The sequence below is a fragment of the Georgenia alba genome (genome assembly GCF_042665525.1).
GTDB classification, from domain to species: Bacteria; Actinomycetota; Actinomycetes; order Actinomycetales; family Actinomycetaceae; genus Allobogoriella; species Allobogoriella alba.
Window position 1 is genome coordinate 143485 of the sequence record NZ_JBHTCQ010000005.1, and the last position, 15875, is coordinate 159359.

At 72.8% G+C, this 15875-nt stretch carries 13 protein-coding genes; 1 reads left to right on the forward strand and 12 read right to left on the reverse strand.

The window, feature by feature from the left end; genetic code table 11:
- Positions 1 to 37: 37 nt before the first annotated feature.
- A complete protein-coding gene (gene ppdK, locus ACFQQL_RS18350) occupies positions 38 to 2758 on the reverse strand; it encodes a pyruvate, phosphate dikinase (RefSeq protein WP_382396615.1) in 2721 nt (906 codons plus the stop codon).
- Positions 2759 to 2934: 176 nt separating this feature from the next.
- Here ppdK and ACFQQL_RS18355 point away from each other — a divergent pair, with 176 nt between their 5' ends.
- Positions 2935 to 4671 carry an alpha/beta fold hydrolase gene (locus ACFQQL_RS18355; protein ID WP_382396616.1) on the forward strand — a complete coding sequence of 579 codons (1737 nt, stop codon included), beginning with the start codon at positions 2935 to 2937 and terminating at the stop codon, positions 4669 to 4671.
- A 41-nt stretch (positions 4672 to 4712) separates the two neighbouring features.
- On the opposite strand, the gene ACFQQL_RS18360 is transcribed toward ACFQQL_RS18355, so the two are convergent.
- The 11 genes from ACFQQL_RS18360 to xdhC form a co-directional block, all read right to left on the reverse strand.
- A complete protein-coding gene (locus ACFQQL_RS18360) occupies positions 4713 to 5321 on the reverse strand; it encodes a response regulator (protein ID WP_465254075.1) in 609 nt (202 codons plus the stop codon).
- Positions 5315 to 6451, reverse strand: a complete 1137-nt coding sequence (locus tag ACFQQL_RS18365) for a sensor histidine kinase (RefSeq protein WP_382396618.1) — start codon at positions 6449 to 6451, stop codon at positions 5315 to 5317. The genes ACFQQL_RS18360 and ACFQQL_RS18365 overlap by 7 nt, the downstream gene beginning before the upstream one ends.
- Before the next feature lie 29 nt (positions 6452 to 6480).
- On the reverse strand, positions 6481 to 7251 hold the full coding sequence (locus ACFQQL_RS18370; RefSeq protein ID WP_382396619.1) for an ABC transporter permease: 771 nt from the start codon (positions 7249 to 7251) through the stop codon (positions 6481 to 6483).
- On the reverse strand, positions 7251 to 8177 hold the full coding sequence (locus ACFQQL_RS18375; protein ID WP_382396620.1) for an ABC transporter ATP-binding protein: 927 nt from the start codon (positions 8175 to 8177) through the stop codon (positions 7251 to 7253). Before ACFQQL_RS18375 ends, ACFQQL_RS18370 begins: the two co-directional genes overlap by 1 nt.
- Before the next feature lie 148 nt (positions 8178 to 8325).
- Positions 8326 to 9441, reverse strand: a complete 1116-nt coding sequence (locus ACFQQL_RS18380) for a bifunctional 2-methylcitrate synthase/citrate synthase (protein ID WP_382396621.1) — start codon at positions 9439 to 9441, stop codon at positions 8326 to 8328.
- Between the two features lie 52 nt (positions 9442 to 9493).
- The gene (prpB, locus tag ACFQQL_RS18385; protein WP_382396622.1) at positions 9494 to 10390 is read right to left on the reverse strand and encodes a methylisocitrate lyase; all 897 of its coding nucleotides are present in this window, start codon (positions 10388 to 10390) and stop codon (positions 9494 to 9496) included.
- Positions 10390 to 11925 carry an MmgE/PrpD family protein gene (locus ACFQQL_RS18390; protein ID WP_382396623.1) on the reverse strand — a complete coding sequence of 512 codons (1536 nt, stop codon included), beginning with the start codon at positions 11923 to 11925 and terminating at the stop codon, positions 10390 to 10392. The genes prpB and ACFQQL_RS18390 overlap by 1 nt, the downstream gene beginning before the upstream one ends.
- A 51-nt stretch (positions 11926 to 11976) precedes the next feature.
- Positions 11977 to 13512, reverse strand: coding sequence for a nucleobase:cation symporter-2 family protein (locus ACFQQL_RS18395; RefSeq protein WP_382396624.1), 1536 nt, complete (start codon positions 13510 to 13512; stop codon positions 11977 to 11979).
- A gap of 40 nt (positions 13513 to 13552) precedes the next feature.
- On the reverse strand, positions 13553 to 13735 hold the full coding sequence (locus ACFQQL_RS18400; RefSeq protein WP_382396625.1) for a hypothetical protein: 183 nt from the start codon (positions 13733 to 13735) through the stop codon (positions 13553 to 13555).
- A complete protein-coding gene (locus ACFQQL_RS18405) occupies positions 13732 to 15039 on the reverse strand; it encodes a guanine deaminase (protein WP_382396626.1) in 1308 nt (435 codons plus the stop codon). The genes ACFQQL_RS18400 and ACFQQL_RS18405 overlap by 4 nt, the downstream gene beginning before the upstream one ends.
- Positions 15036 to 15875, reverse strand: a complete 840-nt coding sequence (xdhC, locus tag ACFQQL_RS18410; protein WP_382396627.1) for a xanthine dehydrogenase accessory protein XdhC — start codon at positions 15873 to 15875, stop codon at positions 15036 to 15038. The genes ACFQQL_RS18405 and xdhC overlap by 4 nt, the downstream gene beginning before the upstream one ends.

Consider the following 15875-nt stretch of genomic DNA (forward strand, 5'->3'; position numbering starts at 1 on the left):
GGCGCGAGTCTGGCAGAACGGAGGCCCGCTCGATGAATCAGGCGGTCGCGTCCTCGCCGGTCACGACGGCGGCGCGGCCGGCCTCGAGGCGCGCCACCGGGACCCGGAACGGCGAGCAGGAGACGTAGTCCAGGCCCGCGCGGTGGAAGAAGTGGATGGACTCCGGGTCACCGCCGTGCTCGCCGCAGACCCCCATGTGCAGTCCCGGCCTGGTCTGCTGGCCGCCCGCCACACCGGCGACGACCAGGGCACCGACGCCGTCACCGTCGAGGGTCTCGAACGGGGAGATCGTCAGCACTCCGTTCTCGAGGTAGTCGGCGAAGAAGGAGCCCTCGACGTCGTCCCGGGAGAAGCCCCAGGTGGTCTGGGTGAGGTCGTTGGTGCCGAACGAGAAGAAGTCCGCCTCCTCGGCGATGCGGTGCGCCGTCAGCGCCGCCCGGGGCAGCTCGATCATGCAGCCGATCGGCGGCTCGAGGAGCTCGTCGTGCTCGTGGCCGACCTCGGTGAGGATCCGCTCGGCCTCGTCGCGGACGATCTGCATCTCCCGCACCGAGCCGACCAGCGGCACCATGATCTCCGGCCGGGGGTCACCTCCGGCGCGCCGCCGCTCCACCATCGCCTCGGCGACGGCCCGGATCTGCAGCGCGAACAGCCCGGGGACCTTGAGCCCGAGGCGCACGCCGCGCAGGCCGAGCATGGGGTTCTCCTCGTGCATCCGCCGCACCTGCGTGAGCAGGGCGGCGTCGTGGTCCGCCTGCTCGCCGGTCTCGCCCCGTTCCTGCGCCAACGCGACCCGGACTGCCAGCTCGGTGAGGTCCGGGAGGAACTCGTGCAGCGGCGGGTCGATGAGCCGGATCGTCGTCGGCAGCCCGTCCATCGCCTCGAGCAGCTCGACGAAGTCCTGCCGCTGCAGCGGCAGCAGGGCCGCGAGCGCGTCCCGACGCTCCTCCTCGGTCCGGGCGAGCACGAGCCGCTCGATGTGGCGGCGCCGGTCACCGAGGAACTGGTGCTCGGTGCGGCACAGCCCGATGCCCTCGGCGCCGCGCTCGCGCGCCTGCCGGGCGGCGTCGGCGGTGTCGCAGTTGGCCCGCACCCGCATCCGGCGCACCTCGTCCGCGTGCGTCATGACCCGGTGCACGGCGAGCACCAGCTCCTTCATGCCCTCGTCCTGCCCGCAGGCCTCGACGCCGGCGTGCACCCCGGCGGCGACGTACCGCATGACGGGCGAGTCGACCACCGGGACCTCGCCGCGGAAGACCTCGCCGGTGGTGCCGTCGAGCGCGATGACCTCCCCGGCCTGCAGGACGGTGCCGTCGACCGTCACCTGCTGCGCCGCGACGTCGACGCTCACCTCCTCGGCGCCCACCACTGCGGCCTTGCCCATGCCGCGCGCCACGACGGCGGCGTGCGAGGTCTTCCCGCCGCGGGCGGTGAGGATGCCGGTGGCCGCCACCATGCCCTGCAGGTCGTCCGGGTTGGTCTCACGCCGGACCAGGATCACCTCCGCGCCGGCCGCGGTGCGCTCGACGGCCTGGGCGTTGTCGAGCACGATCTCCCCGACGGCGGCGCCCGGGGAGGCGGCCATGCCGCGGGTCAGGAGCTGCTTGCCGGCGTCGGCGTCGAACTGCGGGAAGAGCAGCTGGGTGAGCTGCGCGCCGGTGACGCGGGCGATGGCCTCGTCCATGGTGATGAGGTTCTCGTCCACGAGCTGGGTGGCGACCCGGAACGCCGCCGCCGCGGTGCGTTTGCCGACCCGGGTCTGCAGCAGCCAGAGCGTGCCGCGCTCGACGGTGAACTCGATGTCGCACAGGTCGCGGTAGTGCGTCTCCAGGCGGCGCATCGCCTGGGTCAGCTCGCGGTAGCAGGCCGGGTCACGCTGCTCCAGCTCGGTGAGCGCCAGGGTGTTGCGGATGCCGGCCACGACGTCCTCGCCCTGGGCGTTGGGCAGGTAGTCGCCGTACACGCCGGGCTGGCCGCTGGACGGGTCGCGGGTGAACGCGACACCCGTCCCGGAGGACTCGCCCAGGTTGCCGAAGACCATCGCGACGACGTTGACGGCGGTGCCCAGGTCGTTCGGGATGCGCTCGCGGCGCCGGTACAGCCGGGCGCGGTCGGTGTTCCAGGAGCCGAAGACCGCCTCGATGGCCATGTCGAGCTGCTCGCGGGGGTGCTGCGGGAAGTCTCGGCCGCCCGCGTCGCGGACGATGGTCTTGTAGGTGCCGACCAGGTCCTGCAGGTCCGCGGCGCCGAGGTCCACGTCCGTGGCGGCGCCGACCTGCTGCCTCTTCTGCTCCAGGGCCGCTGAGAAGGCCTCGCCGTCGATGCCCAGGACGGTCCGTCCGAACATCTGGATGAGGCGCCGGTAGGAGTCCCATGCGAAGCGTTCGTCGCCGGAGAACTCGGCCAGCCCGCGGACCGAGGCGTCGTTGAGGCCGACGTTGAGGACGGTCTCCATCATCCCGGGCATCGAGAACTTCGCGCCGGAGCGGACCGAGACGAGGAGCGGCTCGTGGAAGTCACCGAGTCGCCGCCCGATGGCGTCCTCGACCTCACGCAGCGCCATGGTCACCTCGACGCGCAGCTCCGGCGGCAGACGGCCCTCGCGCATGTAGGCACGGCACGCCTCGGTGGTGATGGTGAACCCGGGCGGCACCGGCAGGCCGATCCTGGTCATCTCGGCGAGGTTCGCGCCCTTCCCGCCGAGCAGGTCCCGCTGGTCCTTGCCGCCCTCGCTGAAGCGGAAGACGTACCTCGCCATCGCAGCCTCCTGGCCGCCGCCGCGACGAACCGGCACACGCTCGCCGGCGGCGCCCTCGAGCCGAGCATAGGTGACCCGCGTCGGCTGTGTCCGCCATGGGGAGATCTCCCCATCGGCCCGTGCTCGGGCGTGCCCATAGCCTCGGCCCCGGCGGTCGGCAGCGACGCTGCGACCTGGTGACTCAGGGGGAACAGGTGGCCGGTGCACAGGGTGATGGACTGATCGATCCGGCGCGGTTCGTCGCGCGCTCCGGCGACCTGAGCATCGAGCGGATCACCGAGGTGTCGGAGGCGATGCGCCGGGCCGGCCGCCGCACGGTACGACACATGCAGACCGTCCAGGTCAGCTGGTCGGGTCTGCGGACGCACTACGAGGCCCCCGAGCAGCACCAGGTGCACTCGCTCATGGAACCGGCCGTGCGCACCTCCGAGGAGATGCACCGCCGGCTCGGGTCCGCAGCCACCCACCTCGAGACCTACGCCCGGACGCTGGCCACGATCAAGCCCGACCTGGCCGACCTCGAGCGTCGGGCGGCCGCCTTCCGGGCGCGCGTGGCCGGCGGGGTGACCGTCGGCGCGTCCGAGGCGAAGGACGCCGGGGTCGTCGACCACCTCCAGGCGGCCTTCGACTGGGTCCCCTTCGTCGAGGAGGACCGGGTGACGGTGCCCTGGTACGAGGACACCGCGACCGTCGAGGAGAACACGCGTCTGCTCGGCCAGTACGGAGCGCTCCTGTCGCGGATCTCGCTGGCCGCCACGACCTGCGCGAACGACATCAACAGCCTGATCTCCGGGGAGCGGGCCCCGGTGGCGGAGCCCCTCCCGGCGCCCGCGTTCACGGACGCGGCGCTGCCGATGCCGTGGGGGCATCCGCGCGAGGAGGACCGCAGCTGCATCGAGAGCGCGGGACACACGGCGACGAACGGGTTCCGGGTGCTCACGCGCGCGGGCGGCACCGCGCTCCTGGGGTACGACCCGGTGACGGGCAGGTTCTTCGACGACGCCGCCTACGGCCGGTTCTGGGGCACGACGTTCGACCTGACGGTCTCGATCGTCCGCGCCTTCGGCCCGGGCGAGATCGACTCGCTCGACGACATCCCGCGTGAGCTCGGGGAACAGCTCCCCGTGGACGGCCTCACCTTCGGGCTGCTCGGTCTCGTCGGCTTCGGTGCCGGCCGCGCCCTTGCCGGCGTCGCGGACCATCGCGCCGACCGCACGAAGGTCAAGGACGTCACGGGCCTCGCCCGGACAGCCGGCGTGCCCGAGGGGACGACGCCCACCGGCCCGGCGGACCTCTACGACGACCTCGACGAGGTCTACGGGGTCCGCGGCGCGGTCCGCGTCCAGACCATCACGCGCGCGGACGGCACGGAGCTCGCCGTCGTCCAGGTTCCCGGCACGCAGACCTGGTCACCGGCACCGGGTCAGGACCCGTTCGGCCCGTACGGGGCGGCCGCCAGCGCGGCCGGGAAGGACTCGCCGCAGCGCGCCGCCGTCCTCGAGGCGTTGCGGCAGGCGCAGGTCGACGCCGGAACCCCGGTCGTCATGGTCGGCCACAGCCAGGGAGGCTTCACCGTCATGGACCTGGCGGCGGACCCGGACGTCCGGAGGACGTACGACATCCGGTCCGTGGTCACGGCCGGCGCCGGCGGCGGCCAGTTCGATCTCCCCGACGAGGTCACGCACATCTCGGTCCGCAACCCCGACGACCCGGTGGCCCGCCTCGTCGGACCGCGCGACGGCGACGTCACCGTCTCGGGGACCTGGGAGGGCGACCATCCGCACGCCTCGAAGAAGTACGCCGAGCTGCTCCGTGGCTCCGACGACCCCGCGCTGCGGCGCTGGTGGCAGAGCCTCGGCGTCGACGAGCGGGCCCGCGTCGAGGACACGATCTACCAGGGCTCGGTCGACTGACACCGCTCACCCCGGTCGACCGAGCTCGCCGGCCGGCACACCTACAGCCAGCCGTTGCGCTGCGCCACCCGCGCCGCCTCGACGCGGTTGGCGGTGCCGGTCTTGCCGATCGCCGCGGACAGGTAGTTGCGCACCGTGCCGGCCGAGAGGTGAACGCGCGCGGCGACGGCGGCCACCGGAGCGCCGTCGAGGCACTCGCGCAGCACCTCACGCTCCCGCTCGGTCAGCGGGTTGGCGCCGCCGGCGAGGGACTCGGTGGCGAGCGCCGGGTCGACCACGCGGAGGCCGGCGTGGACCTTGCGGATCGCCTCGGCGAGCTCCGTGGCCGGGGTGTCCTTCACGACGAAGCCGCTCGCGCCGGCCTCGAGCGCACGGCGTAGGTAGCCCGGCCGGCCGAAGGTGGTGACCATGAGGGACCGGGTGCCGGGCACCTCGGCGGCGAGCCGGGCGGCGACCTCGATCCCGTCCGCGCCGGGCATCTCGATGTCGAGGAGGCAGACGTCCGCACCCGAGGCGCGTGCCGCGTCGACGACGTCGTCGCCGTTGCCGACGTCGGCGACGACCTCGATGTCCGGCTCGAGCCGCAGCAGCGCGGCCAGCGCGCCGCGCACGAGCGCCTGGTCGTCGGCGAGCAGCACGGTGATCACCACGTCACCTCCAGACGGGTCCCGGCCCCGTGGTCGCCGGGGCCGAGGGTGACGGTGCCGCCGGCGCCGTCGACCCGTTCCCGGACTCCCCGCAGCCCGCTGGACTCGCGGGCGCCGTCGAGACCGACGCCGTCGTCGAGAACCTCCAGCGAGGCGCGGCCGAGCCGCACGGTGCACGTGCTGGCGCGGCTGTGCCGGACGACGTTGGTGACGGCCTCGCGCAGCACCCAGGCCAGGACGAGGCGGTGGCGCGGGTCGACGACGTCGGGGTCGGCGGGCACGTCGGCGGTGATGCCGGCGCCGGTGAGGGTGTCGCGCGCGGCGGTCAGCTCGTCGCCGAGGCGTGCCACCCGCAGGCCCGCGACGGTCGCGCGGATCTCGGCGAGCGCCTCGCGGGTCAGGGACCGGATCTGGGTGATCTCCGCCTTCGCGGCGCCGGGGTCGGCGTCGACGAGCCGTTCCGCCAGCTCGGCCTTGACGGTGATGACGGTGAGGCTGTGACCGAGCACGTCGTGGACGTCGCGGGCCACCCGCTCGCGCTCGGCCACGAGGTCCAGCTCGCGGCGCAGTCGCTCGTGGTCGCCCTGGCGCTGGTCGAGCCAGCGGATGAAGCCGGTGAAGAGGCCGACCAGGACGTTGATGCCGACCAGGAACCACAGCTGGGCCCACAGCCCCGTCACCAGCAGCACGACCGCGGAGACCGCGACCCAGCCGACGGCCATGAGATAGGCGCGCCGCAGCGGCTGGCTGAACATGCCGGAGGCGAGGAGGAAGGTCGTCATCCCGGCCGCCCGGCCGCCGACGACGAGGCCGGCCACGAGGGCCAGCAGCGACATCCCGGCGAGCACCGCGAGCCCGAACCGGGCACCCTGCCGTTTGTCGTCGTACCGGGAGAGGCGGACGAATCCGTAGAGGTACAGCGCCGCGAACCCGAGGATCGCGGCCACCGCCAGGGCGCGCACGAGCACCGGCCGGTCCACACGGAACGCCTCCACGAGCGGGAAGGCGAGGAAGAGCAGCCACACCGCGCCCATGACCCAGGCGAACCGCTCCCACGGCGCGCGCACCTCCGGTGCACGGGCCGCCGCAGGATCCGCCCGGCCGTGGCCGCTCTCGCCGTGGTCGCTCGTCATCGTGGTCCGATCATGCCGCCCCGGGACCGCTACTGGCGGGCACGCGAGCGGCGGACCAGCCAGACGGCGAGGAACGCGAAGACCAGTCCCCAGGCCAGCAGGCCCGCCACCGGGATCCACAGCGCCTGCTCGATCGCGCCGCCGGCCGTGTCGAAGATCGTCCCCTCGGTGACCGGGTAGCGCGCCAGGGCCACGTACCCGTAGAGCGGGGTGAAGGTCGCGATGGTCAGCATGGTGCCGGACAGCGGGAAGAAGATGTTGCCGAGGAAGGCGAGGATCACCAGGGCGCCGCTCGCGCCGCCGACCGCCGCCTCGGACCGGAAGATCAGCCCGATCACCAGCCCGAACAGCGAGAAGACGGCTGCGCCGAGGACCACGACGGCGGCGCTCAGCAGCCACGCCCACCAGGCCGCCTCCGCACCGGTGAGGAAGCCGAGGCCGTAGATGAGGGCGATCGGGACGGCCGCGACCGCCAGCGCGACGGCCGCCTTCGCGGCCACGTACTGTGCGTCCGGCATCGGGGTCAGCCCGAGCTGGCGACCCCAGCCCTGCATCCGCTCGACGGCCGCCATGCCGCCCACCCCGGTGGTCGCGGTGACGGCGCCGTAGGCCGCCATCGAGATCATCACGTACATGGTCACGTTGCCGTTGCCGGCGTCCTGCGCGCCGTAGTCCATGGAGGCGCCGAAGATGACGTAGAAGAACGCGGGCAGGACGGCGATGAAGAACATCGAGACGAGGTCGCGGGTGACCCGCCGGAGCTCGATCCCGGTGTAGGTGGGGTTGGCCAGCGCAGCCATCACGATGCTCCCTCGGTGAGGGCCTGGAAGGCCTGGTCCAGCGAGCCGGAGGTGATCTCCAGGTCGGTGGCGCCGAAGTCGGTGAGGAGGGCGAGAGCGACGGCGTCGGAGTCCGCGGCTCGCACGGCGACCCGTCCGCCGTCGAGACTGACGTCCTGGACGCCCGGCAGCGTGCGGAGGCGGTGCCGCACGTCCGCCGTCGGGCTGCCGAGACGGGCCGAGACGGTGCGGCCGGTGGCCCGGGCACGGATCTGCGCGGTGGGCCCGTCGGCGACGACCCGGCCGGCCGAGACCATCACGATCCGCTGGGCGAACGCGTCCGCCTCCTGAAGGTAGTGGGTGGCGAAGACGACCGTGCGGCCGCGCGCGGCGTCCTCACGCATGGTGTCCCAGAACTCGCGCCGGGCGGTGACGTCCATGCCCGCGGTGGGCTCGTCGAGCACGAGGAGGTCGGGGTCGGGCAGCAGGGCGAGCGCGAAGCGCAGCCGCTGCTGCTCCCCGCCCGAGCACTTCGACACCTTCCTGCTGGCGATCGACTGGATGCGTGCCCGGCGCAGGACGTCGTCGACCTCGGCGTGCCGGTCGTAGGTCGAGGCGATCATGCGGACGGTCTCGGCGACGGTCAGGTCCCGGAGCAGCCCGCCGGTCTGGAGCACGGCCGAGACCTGCCCGGCACGCACCGCCCGGCGGGGCTCGGTCCCCAGCACCGAGATCGTTCCCGACGTCGGGGTCGTCAGTCCCAGCACCATGTCCAGGAGCGTGGTCTTCCCGGCGCCGTTGGGCCCGAGGAGGGCGAGGATCTCACCGCGCCCGATCGTGAGGTCCACGCCGTCGACGGCCCGGAGCGGACCGTCCTTGGTGTGGAACTGCTTGGCGACGCCGATGACGTCGACGGCGTCGGTCGCCGTCCGTGTCGTGGTGGTCATGGCGTCCACGGTGCCGCCGCGGGGCATGGTCGCACGATGGTGCGCCGTCACGTTCTCGGCATGACAGCTGTCATGCGGTGACGGAGGAGATTCCTCAGGATCAGCCTGAGAGATCCCCTCCGGAGCTCACAGGACCCCGGGCGCCGGCCTACAGGTGGCGCTCGTCCGGGCCGTCGTACTCGCTCAGCGGCCGGATGAGGGAGTTGTCCGCGGCCTGCTCCATGACGTGCGCGGTCCATCCGGTGACCCGCGATGCGACGAACAGCGGCGTGAAGGTCGCGGTGTCGAAGCCCATCAGGTGGTACGCCGGCCCGGACGGGTAGTCCAGGTTGGGCTTGATGTTCTTCCGCTCCCCCATCGCCGTCTCGAGCCGGGTGTACAGGTCCAGGACGTCCGGGCGCCCGTAGTGCTCGACCAGCCGCTCCAGCGCGGCCCTCATCGTCGGCACTCGCGAGTCGCCCTTCTTGTACACGCGGTGCCCGAAGCCCATGATCTTGCGCTTCTCCGCGAGCGCCCGCTCGAGCCACGGCTCGGCGTTCTCGGCCGATCCGATCTCGTCGAAGACGTGCATCACGGCCTCGTTGGCGCCACCGTGCAGCGGCCCCTTGAGCGCACCGATCGCCCCCACGACGGCGGAGTACAGGTCGGCCATGGTCGAGGTGATCACCCGGGCGGTGAAGGTCGAGGCGTTGAAGGAGTGCTCGGCGTACAGGATCAGCGAGACCCGGAACGCGTCCACCACGACGGGATCAGGGACCTCCCCGAAGGTCATGCGCAGGAAGTTCTCCGCATAGTCGAGGTCCTCGTCGGGCGGCACGAGGTCCTCACCACGGCGGCGGCGTTGGTCGTACGCCACGACCGCGGGCAGCTGGGCGAGCAGCCGCACCGACTTCGCAAGGTCGGCGTCCGGGGACGCGTCGCCCGCCGACGGATCCTGCGCGCCGACCAGCGACACGGCAGTGCGCAGCACGTCCATCGGGTGCGCCGTGGTCGGCGTCCGGTCGACCAGGTCCCGGACGTCGTCGGACAGCGCCCGGTTCGCCCGCTCGGTCTCCTGCAGCGTGTCGAGCTGCTCGTCGGACGGCAGCTCGCCGTGCCACAGCAGCCAGGCGACCTGCTCGAAGGAGCACTCCGCGGCGAGCTCCTGGACGGGATAGCCCCGGTACAGCAGGGAGTTCGTCTCCGGATTGACCTTGCTGATCGCCGTCGTGTCGGCGACCACGCCGGCCAGACCTTTGTGGATCTCGGGGGCGGTGCTGCTCATGTCTCGCTCCTTCGCGGCAGGGGGCCAGGGCCCGGCAGGGATGTCCATCCCCTCAGGGCTCGTACGTGAAGATCTGGTTGTCGAAGGCGTTGTACCCGGCGTAGTCCACCAGCTCGTACAGCCGGGAACGGTGCTGCATCCCGGGAACCTCGGAGCGCAACGACCCCTCGGCTGCCAGGGTGTCCAGCGCCCGTTCGGCCGCGCCCATCGCCACCCGCAGCAGCGAGACCGGGTAGATGACGATCCGGATCCCGGCGGACGCGAGCTGCTCGGTCGTGAAGAGCTCGGACTTGCCGAACTCGGTCATGTTCGCCAGCACCGGCACCTCGACGGCCGACGCCACCGCCTCGAACTCGCCCAGATCGGCCATGGCCTCCGGGAAGACGGCGTCGGCACCGGCGTCGACGAGCGCCTTCGCCCGGTCGACGGCCGAGCTCAGCCCTTCGACGGCGCGGACGTCGGTCCGGGCCATGATCAGCAGGTTCGGGTCCCGTCGGGCATCGGCCGCCGCGCGGATCCGCCTGAGCGCCTCCGACTCGGCCACCACCTGCTTGCCGTCAAGGTGGCCGCAGCGCTTGGGGTTGACCTGGTCCTCGATGTGCAGGCCGGCCACCCCGGCGTCCTCGAGCGTCTGCACGGTGCGGGCCACGTTCATCGGCTCGCCGAACCCGGTGTCGGCGTCGACGAGGGCCGGCAGGTCGGTCATCCGGGCGATCTGCCCGCTGCGGCCCGCGACCTCCGTGGCCGTCGTGAGCCCGATGTCCGGCAGCCCGAGGTCGGCGGACAGCACGGCGCCGGAGATGTAGACGCCCTCGAAGCCCTTCTCCTGGATGAGGCGCGCCGAGAGGGGGTTGAACGCTCCGGGGAAGCGCAGCAGCGCGCTCGACTGCTCCAGCTCACGGCGCAGACCGGCGCGCTTCTCGGCGGCCGAGGTCGACGCGTACAGCATCAGAAGATCCCCTCCGGGGCGCTCGCCCCGGCGAGCAGCTCGGGCGGCGCCACCACCGTGAGCTCGGCGAGCTCCTCGCCCCGCAGCTCGGGCAGCCGCTGGGCGACGTCGAGGAACCGGTCGATCTCGGCGTCGGGCAGCACACCGGATGCGAGGGTGCGGAACTTCTCGACGTACTGCTCGCGGCCGAACGGCCGCGCACCATACGGGTGGGCGTCGGCGAGCGCGATCTCCTCCACGATCCTGGTGCCGTCCGCCAGGTCGATCTCCACCCGGCCACCGAACGCCTTCTCGTCCGGGTCGCTCGAGTGGTACCGGCGGGTCCACTCCGGGTCTTCCGCGGTCGTGATCTTGCGCCACAGGCCCACCGTGTCCGGGCGGGCCGCCCGCTCCGGCGTGTAGGAGTCGACGTGGTGCCACCCGCCGTCCTGCAGGGCGACGGCGAAGATGTACGGGATCGAGTGGTCGAGGGTCTCGCGCGAGGCGGCCGGGTCGTACTTCTGCGGGTCGTTGGCGCCCGAGCCGATGACGTAGTGGGTGTGGTGCGAGGTGTGGATGACGACGCTGACGATGTCCTCGACAGCGCCCGGGCCGGCCAGCTCCGGACGCTCGCGGTGCAGGCGGCGGGCCAGGTCGATGAGTGCCTGCGACTGGTACTCCGCCGAGTGCTCCTTGGTGTAGGTCTCGAGGATGCCGCGCTTCGGCTCGCCCGGCCCGGGCAGCGGCACCCGGTAGTGCGCCTCCGGCCCGTCCAGCAGCCACGCGATGACGCCGTCCTCACCCTCGTAGATCGGGGTGGGCGAGGTCTGGCCGCGCATCGCCCGGTCCACCGCCTCGACGGCGACCTTGCCGGCGAACGCCGGGGCGTGCGCCTTCCACGTGGAGATCTCGCCCTTGCGGGACTGCCGGGTCGCCGTCGTCGTGTGCAGGGCCTGGCCCACTGCCTGGAAGATCACCTCCGGCGGCAGCCCGAGCAGCGTGCCGATCCCGGCTGCGGCGGACGGGCCGAGGTGGGCGACGTGGTCGATCTTGTGCTTGTGCAGGCTGATCGCCCGGACCAGGTCCACCTGGATCTCGTAGCCGGTGGCAATGCCACGGACCAGGGCGGCGCCGTCGAGCGAGCGCGCGGAGGCGAGGTGCTGGGCGACGGCGAGGACGGGCGGGATGTTGTCACCGGGGTGGGAGTACTCGGCCGCGAGGAAGGTGTCGTGGTAGTCGAGCTCGCGGACCGCGACGCCGTTCGCCCAGGCCGCCCACTCCGGGCTGACCCGTTCGGCCGCCGGGACGCCGAACACGGTCGCGCCGGGTGTGTACGGGTGCGCGAGCGCCTGGGCACGCGCCGCCACGATCGGCGCCCGGACCAGGGACGCCGTCGCCACCGAGGCGTTGTCGATCACCCGGTTGATGACCATGTCGACGACGTCGTCGTCGACGTCGACGGGGTCGGCGGCGACCTCCGCGATCTTCCAGGCGAGCTGGTCCTCGCGGGCGAGGTTGTCGCTGGACGGGTGGACCCGGACGTCGTGCGTGATCACTCCCCGAGCCTACCGACGCGCCATGCACCGGCGCGGCCCGGCCCGGTCCCGTCAGTCCCGGCGTCCGCTCTCCTCGCCGTCGTGCCGGTGCGCCCGCTCGTGCCGCTCGCCGAGGTCGTCGGGCGTCTCCTCCGCCACGATCGGCACCTCCGTGCCGGCGGCGTCGACGAGCTTGCCGTCCCGGACGTGGTCGCCGTCCTCGAGCGCGTCCAGCACCTCGGGGCCGATGTACCGCACGCCCCGTGCCGCGAAGACCGACGGACGCTCCGGCGTCCCGGCCCGCAGGTGGTTGAAGACCAGGTTCAGCAGCACGGCCATCACGGCCGCCGAGGAGATGCCGGAGTGGAAGATCGTCGTGAACCAGTCCGGGAAGCCGTCGTAGAACGTCGGCGCGACGATCGGGATCATCCCGAACGCCAGCGACGAGGCCACGATGACGAGGTTCATGTTGCCCTCGTAGTCGACCTTGGCCAGGGTCCGGATGCCCGCGGCGGCCACCGTCCCGAAGAGGACGACGCCGGCACCGCCGAGCACGGGAGACGGGATGGCCGCGACCACCCGGCCCAGGACCGGCAGCAGGCCGAGCACCACCATGATGAGTCCGCCGGCGGAGACCACGAACCGGGACCTGATCCCGGTGATGGCGACCAGCCCGACGTTCTGGGCGAAGGCCGTCTGGGTGAAGGAGTTGAACACCGGCGCGACCGTGGAGGACAGCATGTCCGCCCGTAGCCCGTCGGCGATCCGCTTCGAGTCGACCTTCGTGCCGATGATCTCCCCGACGGCGAGGATGTCGGCCGTCGTCTCGGTCATCGTCACCAGGACGACGATGACCATCGAGATGATGGCGGCGGCCTCGAAGGTCGGCATGCCGAACGCGAAGATCTGTGGCACCGCCACGACGGCCCCGTCCCCGACGCCGGAGAAGTCCGTCATGCCCAGAGCGGCGGCCACCAGGGTCCCCACGATGATCGCCAGCAGGATCGACAGCCGCGAGATGCTCGCGACACCGACCTTGGACAGCGCCAGCACGACGACGAAGGTGAGGAAGGCGAGCCCGATGTTCGCCGTCGAGCCGTAGTCGGGGGCCTCCGCGTCGCCGCCCATCGCCCAGCCCGCCGCCACCGGCATGAGGGTGAGGCCGATTGTCGTGATCACGACCCCGGTGACCACCGGCGGGAAGAAGTGGATGATCTGGGCGAAGAACGGCGCGGCGATCAGACCGACGGCACCGGCGACGATGACCGCACCGATCACGGCGGGAAACCCGCCGCCACCGGCGAGGATGGCGAGCATCGTCGCCACGCCCGCGAACGACACCCCCTGGACGAGCGGGAGACGGGAGCCGAAGAATGGCACGCCCCAGCTCTGCAGGATCGTCGCGGCACCGCCCACGAACAGGGCGGACGCCACCAGCACCGCGACCTCACCGGGCTCCAGACCCGCCGCCTGACCGACGATGAGCGGGACGGCGATGACACCGCCGTACATGGTCAGCACGTGCTGCAGGCCGTACATGAACGACCGGCCGATCGGCAGCCTCTCGTCCTCCGGCCGGGTGGCCGTGGTGGCTGAGGTCGTGGGCATGGTGCCTCCTCGTCGAGACGTCGGTGGGGTGGGTCGGGGGTCAGGTGGCGAGGAACAGGTCGCGCGCCACGAGCAGCGCGGCGACGACGTAGAGGATGGCACGGACCTCACGTCCCCGGCCGGTGAGGTCTCTGATCGCGCAGCAGGCGATCGTGCCGAAGGAGCGGTCGAGGACCGGCGGGCGCCGGCTCGTCTGCGGCGTCGTCGTGGTCGAGACGCTCATGCGTTCTCCAGCTCGGTCCGGCGGGAGGCCGTCACGGCCTCCCCGGCGACCCACGTCCGGGCGACGTCCGCGGGTCCCCCGAGCGTGATGGTCCTGGCGAGCGCGTCGGCCGGGTCGGCGGCGTGACGCAGGGCGACGTCGAGCGTGCTGTCGCGGGCCGGTCGGACCCAGACGGCGTCGAACGCCTTGCCGACGGACAGGTCGCCGACCGTGTCCGCCAGCCCGAGCGCCTGCGCCCCGGACCGGGTGGCGAGGTGCAGCAGCGCGGCGGGGCCGAGCTCGGCCCCCTCGGGATGGAGGTGCTGCAGGAGGCACGCCTGCAGCGCCTCCTTGAGCAGGCAGAAGCCCGTCCCGGCCCCGACGTCGGACCCGAGGGCGAGACTCACGCCGGCGGCGAGATGGTCGCGCATCGGGAAGATCCCGCTGCCGAGCGCCGCGTTCGACGTCGGGCAGTGCGCGACGGCGGTGCCGGTCTCGGCGAGCCTGGCGAGCTCGGCCGCGGTCGGGTGGACGTCGTGCGCCCACACCGAACGTCGGGTGACGAGGCCGTGCCGGTCGTACGCGTCGAGGTAGCCCGGCACCCCGAAGAGCTCGCGGACCTGGGCGACCTCGTCGCGGTTCTCGTTGAGGTGGCTCGTCACCCACACCCCGTCGACCGCGTCGACGACGGCGGCGCACGCGTCGAGCATCGCCTCCCCGGCCGAGAGGGCGAACCGGGGCGTGACCGCGTAGCGCAGCCGGCCGGAGCCGTGCCACCGCGTGGCCAGGGCGACCGACTCCTCGACGGCGCGTTGCGGGGTCGTGAGCAGCTCCTCGGGCAGGGTGACGTCGGAGAGCACCAGGCCCGCGGTGATCCGCAGGCCGCTGGCCGCGGCCGCCGGGAAGAACTGGTCCATCGCGCCGGCGAAGTGCGAACCGAACACCAGGGCCGTCGTCGTCCCGGCGCCGGCGAGCCCGGTGAGGAACTCGGTGGCGACCCTCGCCGCGTACCCCGGCTCGGCGAGCCGCGCCTCCTCCGGCAGGGCCCGCTCCCGCAGCCAGTCCAGCAGTGGCAGGCCGACCCCGCCGACCACCCGGACCTGCGGGTAGTGCACGTGGGTGTCGACCAGCCCGGGCAGGAGCACGCCCTCGGTGAGGTCGACGACGTCGTGGTCGGGGAACCGCGTACGGGCGTCCGCCCGGTCGGTGCGTGCGACGACCGTGCCGTCCTCCACGACGAGCGCGATGCCGGACGCGGCGCGCAGGCGCGGCTCGAGCATGGTCTCGCCGGGGGTGTCGAGGACCGTGGCGAGATACACCGTCACGGCAGCACCGCCAGGTCGCCGACGTCGTGCGGTCCGGCCGGTGCGGCGTCGGCCTCGAGGCGCAGCAGCAGGTCCGCGGCGACCGACACTGCAATGACCGCCGGCGACTTTCCGACGAGCGCCGGCAGGCCGATGGGGCAGGTGACCGTGTCGACGGCGGCGGGCTCGTGGCCGCCCTCGACGAGCCTCTTCCGGAACCGCGCCCACTTCGCGCTCGACCCGATCAGCCCCACCGTGCCGAGGTCGCCGCGACGCAGCGCGGCGTCGCACAGCACCATGTCCTCGGCGTGGTCGTGGGTCATCACGTACACGTGCGCGCCGCCGGGGAGGGCGGCGAGGACGGTCTCGGGTGCTGGCGCGTGATCAGCACGCACGTCCGCCACCTGACCGGCGAGCGCCTGCGCTGCCCGGACCTGCCCGGGACGGGAGTCCACCAGGCGGAGGGCGAGCGGGTGCCGGGCAAGGATCCGGCCCAGCTCGAGGCCGACGTGCCCGGCGCCGAAGATCGCGACGGTCGGGCGGGCGGGCAGCGGCTCGAGCAGGACCGTGACCACCCCGCCGCAGCACTGTCGTCCGTGGCGGGTGGTGACACGCTCGTTGAGCGTCATCTCCATCGTCTCGGGTGCGCGAGACCCGGCCGCGAGGATCTCCCTCGCCCGGCCCACGGCGGTCGCCTCGAGATTGCCGCCGCCGATGCTGTCGTGGCAGTCCTCGGCGGTGACGACCATCTTCGCGCCGGCGTCCCGGGGCGCGTGGCCGCGCACCGTGACGACGGTGACGAGGACGGCGTCGCGCCCGTCGGTCCGCGAGCGCCGGAGGGCTTCGAGCCAGTCCAT

Excerpts from the sequence above, each read along its gene's own strand:
- ppdK (WP_382396615.1), bottom strand. The coding sequence starts at position 2,758 with ATGGCGAGGTACGTCTTCCGCTTCAGCGAGGGCGGCAAGGACCAGCGG.
- ACFQQL_RS18365 (WP_382396618.1), bottom strand. The coding sequence starts at position 6,451 with ATGACGAGCGACCACGGCGAGAGCGGCCACGGCCGGGCGGATCCTGCG.
- ACFQQL_RS18370 (WP_382396619.1), bottom strand. The coding sequence starts at position 7,251 with ATGGCTGCGCTGGCCAACCCCACCTACACCGGGATCGAGCTCCGGCGG.
- ACFQQL_RS18375 (WP_382396620.1), bottom strand. The coding sequence starts at position 8,177 with ATGACCACCACGACACGGACGGCGACCGACGCCGTCGACGTCATCGGC.
- ACFQQL_RS18380 (WP_382396621.1), bottom strand. The coding sequence starts at position 9,441 with ATGAGCAGCACCGCCCCCGAGATCCACAAAGGTCTGGCCGGCGTGGTC.
- prpB (WP_382396622.1), bottom strand. The coding sequence starts at position 10,390 with ATGCTGTACGCGTCGACCTCGGCCGCCGAGAAGCGCGCCGGTCTGCGC.
- ACFQQL_RS18395 (WP_382396624.1), bottom strand. The coding sequence starts at position 13,512 with ATGCCCACGACCTCAGCCACCACGGCCACCCGGCCGGAGGACGAGAGG.
- ACFQQL_RS18400 (WP_382396625.1), bottom strand. The coding sequence starts at position 13,735 with ATGAGCGTCTCGACCACGACGACGCCGCAGACGAGCCGGCGCCCGCCG.
- xdhC (WP_382396627.1), bottom strand. The coding sequence starts at position 15,875 with ATGGACTGGCTCGAAGCCCTCCGGCGCTCGCGGACCGACGGGCGCGAC.